Here is an 11,935-nt window from a genome sequence, read left to right as displayed (position 1 = left end):
GGGCGTCGACGAAAGGAGAGAGACTGCGACAGGCTATCAAACCTCGGCCGTTGTAGCGGCATTCGCGGCTTTGTCGAGGCGGCGCAACGCTGCCAGGGCAACATCTCGGTCCGTCGTACGCCACATGTCGGGCAGCGATGCGGCGAGGAACGATCCGTAGCGAGCCGTCACGATGCGAGGGTCGAGGATCGCCACGACTCCCTTGTCAGTCGCCCGGCGGATCAGGCGACCCGTGCCCTGCGCGAGCAGCAGGGCCGCGTGGCTCGCAGCGACGCTCATGAAGCCGTTGCCGCCGCGCTTCTCGACAAGTCGTTGACGTGCGCTCATCAGCGGGTCGTCCGGCCGCGGGAACGGCACCCGGTCGATGATGACCAGCTGGCAGGTGTCCCCCGGCAGATCGACCCCCTGCCAGAGGCTGAGGGTGCCGAACAGGCAGGTGCTCGACGTCTCGGCGAAGCGGCGGGCCAGCTCAGGCAGCTGCGCGTCGCCCTGGCACCAGATGTCGATGTCGGGCAACCTCGTGCGTACCTCTTCGGCGGCCTTCTCGGCGGCGCGACGCGACGAGAACAGCCCGAGCGTACGTCCGCCGGCGGCCTCGACGAGTGAGGTGATCTCGGCGAGCTGCGCCTCTTCGAGGCCGTCGCGGCCCGGCAGCGGCAGGTCACGGGCGACGTAGAGCATGCCCTGCTTGCGGTAGTCGAACGGCGAGCCGACGTCGAGCGAGCTCCACGAGTCATCACCGGGCTCCAGCCCCAGCGAGCGCGCGACGGGGTCGAAGCCGCCGCCGAGCTTGAGCGTCGCACTGGTGAGCACCACGGTCTTGTCGCCGAAGAGCTTGTCCCGCAGGCTCGCCGACACGTCGATCGGCGCGATGTGGAGCTGCTTGTTGCCGCGGTTGTCGCTCATCCAGAGCACCTCGGTCTCGCCCTTGGCGGCCATGCGCTCGGCGATCTTGCGGATGTCGTCGACCATGCCGCGGGACTGTTGCCGCGCGGCGTCGGGCTCGCCCTTGTCCTTGTCCTTGGGAAATGCCGAGAGGCAGGCACGAGCCGCATCGCGTACGAATGCCAGCACCTCGCGGAGCGGCTGCGGCGGGTCGTCGATGCGACCCTCGTCGGTGCGGGCCAGTACGTCGGCGAGTGCGTCGGAGGCGTCTGTGAGGTCGTCCGCCTCCTTGCCCTCGACCTGCACGCGGGCACGGCGGGCAGCGCGCTCGACGACGACGGGGTCGAGCTCGTCCGTCGAGGCCTGCGTGACCCGTGCGGCGAGCTCGTGCGCCTCGTCGACGATCACCGCGTCGTACTCGGGGAGCATCGGCACGCCGTCGATCGCGTCGATCGCCAGCAGCGCGTGGTTGGTGACCACGACCTGGGCCGTGTGGGCGTCCTCGCGCGCTCGCTCGGCGAAGCACTCGAGCGCGTGGGCGCAACGTGAGGCACCGAGGCATTCGCGGTGGTTGACGCTGACCTGCCGCCAGGCGCGCTCGGTGTGTGCGGGCGCGGAGTCACGGTCGGCCATGTGCCCGCCCTCGGCCTGCTCCTCGGCCCACTCGCGAAGCTCGAGCACCTCGGCGCCGAGCGAGCCCTCGGGTACGTCCACGAGCGTGCCCTGGTCGTCGGGGGCGCCTTCGCGGATGCGGTGCAGGCACGCGTAGTTGCCGCGGCCCTTGACGACGGCGTGGTGCGGGACGACGTCGAGGGTCGCCCGGGCAGCATCCTTGAGCGCCGGGATGTCGCGCTCGACGAGCTGGTGCTGCAGGTTGAGCGTGGCGGTCGCGACGACGACGCGCTTGCCGTGCAGGAGGCTCGGCACGAGATAGCCCAGCGACTTGCCGGTGCCGGTGCCCGCCTGGACCAGCAGGTGCTCCCCGCTCTCGAGCGCGTGCTGCACCGCCTCGGCCATCTCGATCTGGCCCGGCCGGTCCTCGCCTCCGACAGCCTCGACGGCGGCATGGAGGACCGCGCGTACATCAGGCGTGGAGGGCATGAGCGCAAGGCTAGTCGGCACAGCGCCTTGCATCGTGGCCGCGTCCACAGGGGCGGCCCCGGTCCTTGAGCTTGTCGAAAGGACGTACCGATTCCCGGCAGGTTCTTTCGACAGGCTCAAGGAGCGAGAGTCGCGGTAGCGTCCTGGTCATGCCTGAGATCACGCTGCGCGCTGCGAACGACGCCGACATCGAGGCAGTCGCCGGCGTGTGGCATCGCGGTTGGGCCGACGGCCACGCCGGGCACGTGCCGGCCGGACTGCACGCACACCGCACGCTCGAGCACTTCCTCGGCCTCGTGCCCTCACGCATACCCATCACGACCGTCGCAGTGGCGAACGGTCGCGTCGTTGGATTCGTCACGATGCACGACGACGAGGTCGAGCAGGTCTACGTCGACGCATCGGCCCGCGGCTCCGGCACCGCCGCCATCCTGCTGGACCGCGGCGAGGAGATCGTGGCCGCCACGTACGACCGGGCGTGGCTCGCGGTCGTGGCTGGCAACGTACGAGCCCGCCGGTTCTACGAGCGCCGCGGCTGGGTGGACGCGGGACCGTTCGACTACTCCGCCGAGACCGACGCAGGCACGTTCACCGTGCCGGCGTTGCGTTACGAGAAGGACCTGCGGACTCAGACCGTGTAGGGCTCGAGCTCGCTGGCCAGCTGGCCGTGGACCCGTGCGACCACGTGGGTGCCGTCGGACTCGTGGTCGAGCGACTCGATCTCGCCCTGCGTGTGGATCTGGTTGAGCAGGTCACCGCGGGCGTACGGCAGCAGGACGTCGACGTGGGTCGCCGGCTGCGGCAGGTCGGCCTCGATCGCGCTGAGCAGCTCGTCGATCCCTTCGCCGGTGCGGGCGCTCACCACGACGGCGTGCGGCTCGCGCGCGAGCAGGTTCTTGATGACGAGCGGATCGGCGGCGTCAGCCTTGTTGATCACGATGATCTCGGGGACGTCGAGCGCGTCGACGTCGGCGAGCACGCTGCGCACGGCCGCGATCTGGCCGCCGGGATCGGGGTGCGAGCCGTCGACGACGTGCAGGATCAGGTCGGACTCGGCGATCTCCTCCAGCGTCGAGCGGAACGCCTCGACGAGCTGGTGCGGCAGGTTGCGCACGAAGCCGACCGTGTCGGACATCGTGTAGACACGCCCGTCGGAGGTCTGCGTACGTCGTGTGGTCGGATCCAGCGTCGCGAACAGCGCGTCCTCGACCAGCACACCGGCGTCGGTCAGCCGGTTGAGCAGGCTCGACTTGCCGGCGTTGGTGTAACCGGCGATCGACACTGACGGGATCTCGTGACGCTTGCGGTTGGCCTTCTTGGTCTCGCGGGCCTTGCCCAGCTCCTTGAGCTCTCGACGCAGCTTCGTCATCTTCATCTGGATGCGTCGCCGGTCGGTCTCGAGCTTGGTCTCACCGGGGCCACGGCCACCGATGCCCTCGCCGCCGGCGGCCTGTCCACCGGCCTGGCGGGAGAGGTTGCCGCCCCAGCCGCGGAGGCGCTGGGTCTGGTACTGCAGCTGGGCGAGCTCGACCTGCGCCTTGCCCTCCTTGGACTTGGCGTGCTGGGCGAAGATGTCGAGGATCAGCGCGGTGCGGTCGACGACCTTGACCTTGCAGCGGTCCTCGAGGTTGCGCAGCTGGCTGGGTGCGAGGGCGCCGTCGCAGATGATGGTGTCGGCGCCGGTCGCGACGACTGCGGCGCGGAGGTCCTCGACCTTGCCGCTGCCGATGTAGGTCGCGGGGTCGGGCTTCTGGCGTCGCTGGATCAGCGCGTCGAGCACCTCGGAGCCGGCCGTCTCCGCGAGCAGCTTGAGCTCGGCGAGCGAGTTGTCGGCGTCCTCAGCGGTGCCCTCGGTCCATACGCCGACGAGGACGACGCGCTCGAGTCGGAGCTGGCGGTACTCGACCTCGGTGATGTCCTCGAGCTCGGTGCGCAGGTTGGCGACGCGCCGCAACGAGTTGCGCTCCTCGAGCTCCAGGCCCTCGGTGCTGCCTGTCGAAATGTCGGTCATGCAATCCAATCCATGGTGCCCTGCGCGACGATCTCGGCAGGGCCGGTGAGAACGATGTGGTTGTCGGCGTTCCAGCTGACGTGCAGCGTGCCACCGGGTACGTCGACCCGGTATGTCGCGGGTCGATCGGCCCCGTCGGCCACCGCAGTCGCCACGGCCACGGCGCAGGCGCCGGTGCCACAGGAACGCGTCTCCCCCGAACCTCGCTCGTGCACACGCATCGCGACGTGGTGCTCGCCCTCGCGGACGACGAACTCGATGTTGACGCCTTCGGGATAGACCGACTCGTCGTAGTCGGGCTGCGTCAGCAGGCTGCCGACGTCACCCAGATGGTCGACGAAGGCGACAGCGTGGGGGTTGCCTGTTCTAACATCCTGCGCCTCCCAGGTGTTCCCGGCGGCGCCGACCTTGGAGACGCCCAGCACCTCGGGCGTGCCCATGTCGACGCTGAACGCCATGGTCCCTGAGCTTGTCGAAGGGTCGATGGTGATCGTCTTGTCGCCGCCGCGGGTGCCGATGACGATCGGCTCGGCAGGATCGACGAGCGCCTGCTGCACGAGGTGCAGGGCGAAGACCCGGATGCCGTTGCCGCACATCTCACTGACCGAGCCGTCGGCGTTGCGGTAGTCCATGAACCACGTGCCGGCCGAGGTCTCGCCGAGCGCCCCGGTGCGGATGACACGCATGACGCCGTCGGCGCCGATGCCACGCCGACGGTCGCAGAGGGCGGCCACGAAGGCACCCTCCAGCTCACCGTGGATCGTGCCGTCATGGTCCGGGAGCAGCACGAAGTCGTTCTCCGTGCCGTGCCCCTTGAGCCATGGAAAAGTCATACATCCCAGTCTAGTGGGCCGTGGTGGTTTCGAGACGCCCTCGTTCCTCGGGCTCCTCAACCACCGGTGGTTGAGGAGCGAAGGCCGCCCGCGGCCGTAGCCTCGAAACCACCTCAACCACCGATGAGGGTGAGTGCTTGGTCGACGAGGTCTTCTGCGTCGTACGGGAGCCAGTGGATCCGCGGGTCCTTGCGGAACAGTCGGTCCTGCCGCCGGGCGAACTTCCGCGTGCCGGTGACGGTGGCCTCGCGCGCCTCGTCCTCGGTCGTCTCGCCGCGCAGGAATGCCAGGATCTGCTGATAGCCCAGCGCACGACTGGCCGTCAGGCCGTCCTCCAGCCCGACCTCACGCAGCTCGCGGACCTCGTCGACGAATCCTGCTGCCCACATCTGGTCGACCCGTGCGGCCAGGCGTACGTCGAGGACATCGCGCGGCACATCGAGGCCGAACATCGTCAGGCCCTCGAACACAGACTCGTACGCCGGCATCGTCGCGGCGAACGGCTCCCCCGTCATCTCGATGACCTCGAGCGCCCGCACGACGCGGCGGTCGTTGGTCGGCAGGATCTGCGCCGCCGCAGCAGGATCGCGGCGGGCGAGCTCGGCGTGCAGCGCATCGGGGCCGCGGGCGGCGAGCTCGTCCTTCCACCGATCGCGTACGGCCGGGTCCGTGCCGGGGAAGTCGAGCCGGTCGAGCACCGCGCGGACATACAGCGCCGATCCCCCGACGAGGATCGGCGTGACGCCGCGCGCATGACAGTCCGCGATCGCGGCCCGGGCCATGGTCTGGAACTCCGCGACCGTGGCCGTCTCCTCGACGCCCAGCACGTCGAACAGGTGGTGCGGTACGCCGTCACGCTCCTCGACCGAGGGCTTCGCGGTGCCGATGTCCATGGCGCGATAGAGCTGCATCGAGTCGGCGTTGACGATCTCGGCCCGGCCCAGCCGATGAGCCAGTTCAACTGCCAAGGATGTCTTGCCGGACGCGGTCGGACCGACGATTGTCACGACTCGGACGGACACAGACATGCTGCCAGTCTCGCAGTAGTGTGTGGACCCATACGGGGGCGGTTGGCCCCACTTCTCATGAATCAAGGAGGGAAGCCATGGGTTTCCTCGACAAGTTCAAGAAGCAGGCACCTGAGCTCAAGAAGAAGGCCGCGGACCTCGCCGCGAGCCAGAACGACAAGATCGACGCCGGCATCGACAAGGCTGCCGACGCGGTCAACAAGGCGACCAAGGGCAAGTACGAGGACAAGATCGACGGCGCCGCCGACAAGGCTCAAGAAAGCGTCGACAAGCTCGCCGAAGACGGCAACAAGTAGCTAGCCGAGCACCCAGTCGGCCACCCAGTAGCCGACACCGAAGGGCGCCACATCGACGCGAAGACTCGCGGTGATGTCGGCGTCCTTCGTCATGTGCCCGAGGGTGCGCAGCGGCGGCGCGCCGGCGGCCCACAGCTCGACGCCCAGATCGAGGTCGAGAGACGCCAGGGCTACCGAGTCACCGTCGCGCAACGCCGTCGCGATCGACGCGTCGTACGCCTCCGCCCGGTCGTCGAAGAACCCCGGCGCCGAGGTCGACCGCTTGGCGCTGCCGTCGGCCATGACCAGCAGGGCCACTCGCCCGCCGACGTCAGGCACACCCGTCGAGTACGTCCGGGGGCCGGCCCAGCCGGCGCGGTCCAGCAGCCACGCGCCGACGGTGAGACTCAGCGGGAGGCCGGTGCCAGGGCCACCGGCGTGCAGCTCCAGCCCGTACGGCGCGAACGTCCCGCCGGCCGACTCGTCACGATCCTCGCCGGGCTCGCCCGCGCCGAGCACCACGACGCGCTCCGGATCCGTCGCCAGGATCGTCGAAACCGCCGCGTCGCAGGCAGAACGCAGCGTCGTCAGATCGTCGACCGCCCCTGACGCGATGTCGGGGATGATCATCGGCGGATGAGGGCACACGGCCACTGCGCGGATCACGGGTCAGAGGCTACCCGGCCGTGACACGATGGAGCCGTGTTCGACTCCCGGGGGCTGCCCAGCTATCCACCAGCGCAGAACGCCTGGCAGTTCCCCCCGCCGCCGGTGTCGCCGCGATGGAGGTGGGTCGCGATCGCGGCCATGGTCTTCAGCCTGATCGCCGGGGCAACGATGCTGACGATCGCCATCGCCGCCGGATCCGCCAGCGCGCCGGGCCTGATCGACGACAGCGAGCTGATCTCCGTCATCGAGAGTGAGTGCGACCAGATGACGACGACGGTCGAGTCGCTGCCGATTCACGGCAGCGCTTCACGTCAGGCGCAGTCGATCCTCGAGCAGAACGCTGCGGTGATCGACATGGTGCGCGACATCCGCGAAGAGGCCCGCAACCTGCTGACGAGCGACCCGCCCAGCAACGAGTGGCTGACGGACTGGGATCGGCTCGTCGAGGCGCGCAAGGCGTACGCGCAGGAGATCCTGCTCGGCGGGACGGCGGCGAGCTTCGACATCCCGACCGACGAGCACGGCAACGAGATCGACCTGCGCATGAACGACGCCTTCCTCGGCGCGCCGGCGTGCGAGGTGCCGTCGGTGCTGCTCGAGCCGTACTCGGATGGTGGATCCGACGCCTGAGCCGGCTCAGGCCCGGGCTGCGGCCTTCTTCTCCTGCTTGAACGCGCGCACCTTGGCCAACGAGTCCGGATCGACGACGTCAGCGACCGAGCGGTAGCCCTTCTTGCCGTAGTCACCCACGACCGTGGTCCACCCGGCAGGCTTGACGCCGAGCTGCTTGGCCACCAGCGCCGTGAAGATCTTGGCCTTCTGCTCTCCGAACCCGGGCAGCGCCCGCAGGCGCTTCATCAACGCCTCGCCCGTGCGGGCCTCGGTCCAGATGCGTGACGCGTCGCCGTCGTACTCCTCGGCGACGACCTTGGCCAGCGCCTGCAGGCGTCCGGCCATCGAACGGCCGTAGCGATGGATCGCCGGCGGGGTCGCGCACAGGTCGGCGAACGCCTCAGGCTCAGCCGCGGCGATGGCCGACGGATCGAGCGTGCCGAACCGGTCGAGCACCTTCGCCGGCCCTGCGAAGGCGCGCTCCATCGGGAACTGCTGGTCGAGCAGCATCCCGGCGAGCAGTGCGAACGAGTCGTTGGTCAGGACCTCGTCGGCGTGCGGGTCCTGGGCGATGCGGATGGCCATGCCCTCATCCTGCCACCGCGTGCAGCCCGCTCGCCAAGGTCTGGGGTCAACTACTTCTCCTCAAATATTCGCCGAGCGGACTTGGAGGGTCCGGAGTGAACCGCACAGGACGCTGCTTCTCGGGACGCCTCCGCGCCCGTGCCAACGGCCGGAGTGAACCTTCGAAGTAGGCGACCGCCGCAAGTGCGGCCACGTGCCGATGCGTGATCCGTTGGCCTTCTACAGGGAGCGGGTAGTTCCGATCCTCGTAGACAGCCTGGATGCGTTGGATCGCCGCGTGATCGTCTGCACTCATCGCGAGGGCCCGCTCGGCCAGCTCGTCCTCGCCGCAGTCCCACAGACACGCCGCGATCATCGTGACCGACGTGTGCACGGCGAAGTTCGCGCGGCCCTTCATGGCGTCGCGCACATCGCGGTCGCGGCGTACGCGCGGCAGCCTCCACACCATGGTCAGGACCGGAAACTGTCAGCCGCGGCCTGGATGCGATCCAGGTACGTCGACCAGTCGGTGTTGCTGGTCGCGGTGTCTGACCCCGTGCTCCCGTCGATCAGCTCGCGGCAGATATCAGCGTGGCCTGCGTGGTGCGCCGTGTCTTCGAGCACCCACACCAGCAGGTAGCCCAGCGTCGTGTCGGGCGAGGGCCAGTGCGGCACCCGGCCCGGGGTGTCGAGGTCGAGCGCGTCGATCGTTGCGTCGCTGTGCGAGCACGCCCGCGCGTACAGGTCAAGGATGTAGTCACTCGACTCGTCGGCCGTGGCCCACATGTCGGCACCCTCCCAGACCGAGCCGTCCTCGTTCCACGGGAGGGTGTCGGGCGGGGGCCGGTCGAACGAGTCGCCGAAGTAGACCTGCTCGACACCGACCAGGTGCTTGATCATCCCGAGCAGGTTGGTGCCGGTCGGCGTCATCGGGCGCCGCATGTCGTACTCGCTGAGGCCTTCGACCCTCGCCAGCATCACGGCTCGGCTCGCCTTGAGCTTGGCGTGCAGGTCGTCCTTGATCGTCATGGTGTCCATCCTCACGTCGTCCGGAGACACAATCAGCCTGTCACCACTCCCCCGTCGCTGATAGTTTCCACGTCGTGGGGAACACACTCGTTCAGAACATCGCCGTCGGCGTGACGATCCTGTCGATCGGCGCCATCATGAATACTCCGGAGAGCCATCCACGTCATCCGCGCCTCTGGCTGGCCGGCCGGGCGGTCGTCGTGGTGGTCGCGTTGGGGTCGTTGTTCGTCGCCGCCCAGAAGTTCGGTCCGGACGGCTCGATACGGGCTCTGCTGATCGCCTACGCGACGCTGTGGCTCCCCTTGAACCTGCTCGGAGTCCTGACGACGCCGCGGTGGCTGTCGCGCGCAGACTCCTGAGCGCGACAACAACGCCGAATGGGCCGCCCCGAGTGATCGGGGCGGCCCATCGTCGTACGGCTAGCGGACCAGCGATTCCTTCTGCAGGTCCAACCGGGTGATGCCGGCCGGGGCGGCGGACCGCTCCTGCGCCTGCATCTTCGCTGCGGCCTCGGGCTCGGGCTGCGGGAGCGCCGCGCAGTTGAGATCCGGGCGGTTGCCGGACTTGCGGGCCGGCTTGGCACCGGTCAGCAGGTAGTCGGCGATCGCGTCGTCGACGCAGGCGTTGCCGTTGAGCGAGTTGGAGTGCGTCGTGCCACCGGGCACGGCGATCAGGCTCGCGGCCGGGAAGCGCTTGCGGACCTCGAGGCTGCCCGGGAACGGGGTCGCCGCGTCCAGGGTCTCGTTGATCATCAGCAGGCTCTTGACGTGCTTGCCGGTGACCTTGACGGGGGTGTGCGACTTGGCCGGCCAGTGGCGGCACGGCTCGTTGTACCAGGCGTTCGACCAGGTCTCGAACGGTGCGATCGCGTGGATGGCCCAGTTGTCGCGCGCCCACGTGCGCCAGCTCTGCGGCCAGGACACGTCAGTGCACTGCACGCCGAGATAGACGGCATATCCGTTGTCGTCGCCGTAGCCGCTCGCATCGAGGTAGGACGCCTCAAGAGCATCGACGTCGTTGTCGTTGATGAACTTCGAGAAGGTGTCAGCGAGGTCCAGCCACGTCGACTGGTAGTAGCCGGCGTAGAGGAACGCGTCGGTCCACTCGCTGCCACCGAGCTTGCCGCCCGAGGCCTGGACCGGGTTGGCGTAGAGCTTCTTCTGCGTCGCGTAGAACAGCTTGCTGACCTTGGCCTTGGTGGCGCCGAGGTGATAGGTGCTGTCGTGCTTGGCCAGCCACCCGAACCAGATGTTGATGTTGCGGTCGAACGCGACATCCTGGTCGAGGTTGGCCTTGTACCAGACTCCGCGGGGGTCGACCGTGCCGTCGAACACGACCCGGCGCAGCTTGTCGGGGTAGAGCGTCGCGAAGACCTGACCGAGGTAGGTGCCGTAGGAGAACCCGTAGTAGTTGATCTTGGAGGCGCCGAGGGCCTTGCGGATCGAGTTCATGTCCTTGGCGGACTCGATCGTCGTCAGGTGGTCGAGGATCTTGCCGTTCTTGGCGTCGCAGGCCTTCGTGTACGCGTTGGTCTTCTTGAACCAGGCGCGCTCGATGCTGCGAGTCGTCGGGACGTACGGCGGGCGGTTGTAGCCCGCGTAGTTAGGGTCGCAGGAGACGGCCGGCTCGCTCGAGCCCACGCCGCGCGGGTCGAAGCCGATCCAGTCGTATGCCTTGCCGGCGTCCTTGGGGACGTACTCCCCCAGCACCGACAACGTCAGTCCCGAGCCACCGGGGCCGCCGGGGTTGACGAGCATGACGCCTTGGTACTGGCTGTCAGGCACCGTGTGCTTGATCCGGGAGATCGCGATCTTGATCTTCGTGCCGTTCGGCTTCTTGTAGTCGAGTGGCACCGGGATCTTGGCGCACTGGGCGCCACGGGCCTGGAGCCCGGCGCTGGCGCACGTCCCCCAGTCGATCGTGGTGCCGGCGGCCGGCGAGGCGGTCTTCGCCTGCGCCACCGATGGCACCGAGAGCACCAATGCGGTCAGCGAGATCGTCGCTGCCGCAGAGAGCAAGGTCTTGCGCATGTGTCCCCCCAAATAGAGTTACTGCTCGGTCGAGCAGAAGGCTCCTCATCCTGCGCCCAGATCGTTGACATGCGCAACGGTCTGCAGGTGACGATTTGATCGCGGGCACATTTCAGCGGGTTACCGCAGCGTTTCGCCGCGTACGTCCTCGACAGCCAGCACGGGCACGTGCGTCGGCTCGGAGCCTGGATCGGGGAAGTCGAACACGGCGATCATCATCTGCATCGGATAGCTGGGTGACTGCGACGACCGGCGCACCACCCGCCCATCGAGCAGGAAGTCGATGCCGTCTGGACGCCACTCGACGGCGTACGAGTGCGACGCGCGCATGTCGATGTCCTGCGGCTCGGCGGAGAACTCCTCGACGAGCGACGGATCCCGGAACGGGTGCACGCCGGTGCCGACGTCAGCACGTGCGCCGTCCGCGGCGATCGTGTTGCCGAACACCTCGAACAGGCAGATCTCCCCGCACCGTTCCGGGCTGTCCTCGAGCCCGATCATCCACACCGACGCCATCGAGGTCTCGGACAGCTCCATCCGGGCTCGCACCTCGATGCGGCCGTGCTCGGGAGTCCAGCCCCACCACGCGGGCTGCTCCTCGCGTACGACCTGGTCGTCGGCGAACGGCTGCTGGCCGACGGTGCTGCCGACCGGTCCCGAAAAGGCACCCGACTGGACTCCAGAGACCCGCAACGGCTTGGCGTGGGTGTCTGCGCACCAGAGCCCTTGATCGTGCGGGATGCTCAACCGCAGCTCGGAGTCCAGCACCTCGTACGTCGCCGCGGACTCAGCACAAGAGCTCCAGTGCGGCAGGTAGTGCGGCAACCAGCGGCCCCGGTCGAGGGGCCCATCGTCGAACGAGTCGTGAAATGGCTCGTCCACCGGCTGCCCCTTCGCC

General features: G+C 68.5%; 14 protein-coding genes. 4 read left to right on the top strand and 10 right to left on the bottom strand.

The genetic code is table 11. The annotated features are described in order from the left end of the window. Nucleotides 1-36: 36 nt before the first annotated feature. Complete coding sequence (locus BOSE46_RS04780) at nt 37-1,986, bottom strand: ATP-dependent DNA helicase (RefSeq protein ID WP_159538753.1); 1,950 nt, start codon at nt 1,984-1,986, stop codon at nt 37-39. Nucleotides 1,987-2,135: 149 nt separating this feature from the next. On the opposite strand from BOSE46_RS04780, the gene BOSE46_RS04775 reads away from it, so the two are divergent. Continuing rightward, nucleotides 2,136-2,627 (top strand): GNAT family N-acetyltransferase, encoded by a 492-nt coding sequence (locus tag BOSE46_RS04775; RefSeq protein ID WP_159538751.1) that lies wholly within the window; start codon nt 2,136-2,138, stop codon nt 2,625-2,627. Here BOSE46_RS04775 and hflX read toward each other — a convergent pair. The 3 genes from hflX to miaA all read right to left on the bottom strand — a co-directional run bounded on the left by hflX (nt 2,615) and on the right by miaA (nt 5,858). Further along, the gene (gene hflX, locus BOSE46_RS04770) at nt 2,615-3,997 is read right to left on the bottom strand and encodes a GTPase HflX (RefSeq protein ID WP_159538749.1); all 1,383 of its coding nucleotides are present in this window, start codon (nt 3,995-3,997) and stop codon (nt 2,615-2,617) included. The two genes, BOSE46_RS04775 and hflX, sit on opposite strands and share 13 nt — an antisense overlap. Then, entirely contained in the window at nt 3,994-4,830 is an 837-nt protein-coding gene (gene dapF, locus BOSE46_RS04765) for a diaminopimelate epimerase (RefSeq protein ID WP_159538747.1), read from the bottom strand. The genes hflX and dapF overlap by 4 nt, the downstream gene beginning before the upstream one ends. 113 nt (nt 4,831-4,943) lie before the next feature. Then, nucleotides 4,944-5,858, bottom strand: coding sequence for a tRNA (adenosine(37)-N6)-dimethylallyltransferase MiaA (gene miaA, locus BOSE46_RS04760; protein ID WP_159538745.1), 915 nt, complete (start codon nt 5,856-5,858; stop codon nt 4,944-4,946). A 77-nt stretch (nt 5,859-5,935) separates the two neighbouring features. On the opposite strand from miaA, the gene BOSE46_RS04755 reads away from it, so the two are divergent. Then, nucleotides 5,936-6,154: an antitoxin gene (locus BOSE46_RS04755; protein WP_159538743.1), complete on the top strand. Its 219-nt coding sequence runs from the start codon at nt 5,936-5,938 to the stop codon at nt 6,152-6,154. Here the strand turns inward: BOSE46_RS04755 and BOSE46_RS04750 are convergent, their stop codons facing one another. Next, nucleotides 6,155-6,799: a hypothetical protein gene (locus BOSE46_RS04750; RefSeq protein ID WP_159538741.1), complete on the bottom strand. Its 645-nt coding sequence runs from the start codon at nt 6,797-6,799 to the stop codon at nt 6,155-6,157. It abuts the gene before it with no gap. A gap of 36 nt (nt 6,800-6,835) precedes the next feature. Between BOSE46_RS04750 and BOSE46_RS04745 the strand changes: the two genes are divergently transcribed. Further along, nucleotides 6,836-7,432 (top strand): hypothetical protein, encoded by a 597-nt coding sequence (locus tag BOSE46_RS04745; protein WP_159538739.1) that lies wholly within the window; start codon nt 6,836-6,838, stop codon nt 7,430-7,432. A 6-nt stretch (nt 7,433-7,438) separates the two neighbouring features. Here the strand turns inward: BOSE46_RS04745 and BOSE46_RS04740 are convergent, their stop codons facing one another. Genes BOSE46_RS04740 through BOSE46_RS04730 form a run of 3 tightly spaced genes read right to left on the bottom strand, consistent with a single transcriptional unit; the run spans nt 7,439 to nt 9,007 of the window. Beyond that, nucleotides 7,439-7,999, bottom strand: a complete 561-nt coding sequence (locus tag BOSE46_RS04740) for an HhH-GPD-type base excision DNA repair protein (protein WP_159538737.1) — start codon at nt 7,997-7,999, stop codon at nt 7,439-7,441. 46 nt (nt 8,000-8,045) lie between these two features. Continuing rightward, nucleotides 8,046-8,447: a hypothetical protein gene (locus BOSE46_RS04735; RefSeq protein ID WP_159538734.1), complete on the bottom strand. Its 402-nt coding sequence runs from the start codon at nt 8,445-8,447 to the stop codon at nt 8,046-8,048. Nucleotides 8,448-8,449: 2 nt separating this feature from the next. Next, a complete protein-coding gene (locus BOSE46_RS04730; protein ID WP_159538732.1) occupies nt 8,450-9,007 on the bottom strand; it encodes a DinB family protein in 558 nt (185 codons plus the stop codon). Between the two features lie 74 nt (nt 9,008-9,081). Here BOSE46_RS04730 and BOSE46_RS04725 point away from each other — a divergent pair, with 74 nt between their 5' ends. Then, on the top strand, nt 9,082-9,366 hold the full coding sequence (locus BOSE46_RS04725; RefSeq protein ID WP_159538730.1) for a hypothetical protein: 285 nt from the start codon (nt 9,082-9,084) through the stop codon (nt 9,364-9,366). 60 nt (nt 9,367-9,426) lie between these two features. On the opposite strand, the gene BOSE46_RS04720 is transcribed toward BOSE46_RS04725, so the two are convergent. Together BOSE46_RS04720 and BOSE46_RS04715 are read right to left on the bottom strand one after the other, a co-directional pair. Beyond that, complete coding sequence (locus BOSE46_RS04720; protein WP_159538728.1) at nt 9,427-11,037, bottom strand: alpha/beta hydrolase; 1,611 nt, start codon at nt 11,035-11,037, stop codon at nt 9,427-9,429. Between the two features lie 120 nt (nt 11,038-11,157). After that, entirely contained in the window at nt 11,158-11,919 is a 762-nt protein-coding gene (locus tag BOSE46_RS04715) for a glycoside hydrolase family 16 protein (RefSeq protein WP_159538726.1), read from the bottom strand. Nucleotides 11,920-11,935: the final 16 nt, after the last annotated feature.

This window comes from Aeromicrobium sp. 9AM (genome assembly GCF_902506105.1).
Taxonomy (GTDB): Bacteria; Actinomycetota; Actinomycetes; order Propionibacteriales; family Nocardioidaceae; genus Aeromicrobium.
The sequence above is the reverse complement of the archived record's forward strand: the minus strand, read 5'-3'. Positions and strand labels throughout refer to the sequence as shown.

Coding starts and splice junctions, on each gene's coding strand:
- BOSE46_RS04780 (WP_159538753.1), bottom strand. CDS start 1,986: ATGCCCTCCACGCCTGATGTACGCGCGGTCCTCCATGCCGCCGTCGAG.
- BOSE46_RS04775 (WP_159538751.1), top strand. CDS start 2,136: ATGCCTGAGATCACGCTGCGCGCTGCGAACGACGCCGACATCGAGGCA.
- hflX (WP_159538749.1), bottom strand. CDS start 3,997: ATGACCGACATTTCGACAGGCAGCACCGAGGGCCTGGAGCTCGAGGAG.
- dapF (WP_159538747.1), bottom strand. CDS start 4,830: ATGACTTTTCCATGGCTCAAGGGGCACGGCACGGAGAACGACTTCGTG.
- miaA (WP_159538745.1), bottom strand. CDS start 5,858: ATGTCTGTGTCCGTCCGAGTCGTGACAATCGTCGGTCCGACCGCGTCC.
- BOSE46_RS04755 (WP_159538743.1), top strand. CDS start 5,936: ATGGGTTTCCTCGACAAGTTCAAGAAGCAGGCACCTGAGCTCAAGAAG.
- BOSE46_RS04740 (WP_159538737.1), bottom strand. CDS start 7,999: ATGGCCATCCGCATCGCCCAGGACCCGCACGCCGACGAGGTCCTGACC.
- BOSE46_RS04735 (WP_159538734.1), bottom strand. CDS start 8,447: ATGGTGTGGAGGCTGCCGCGCGTACGCCGCGACCGCGATGTGCGCGAC.
- BOSE46_RS04730 (WP_159538732.1), bottom strand. CDS start 9,007: ATGACGATCAAGGACGACCTGCACGCCAAGCTCAAGGCGAGCCGAGCC.
- BOSE46_RS04720 (WP_159538728.1), bottom strand. CDS start 11,037: ATGCGCAAGACCTTGCTCTCTGCGGCAGCGACGATCTCGCTGACCGCA.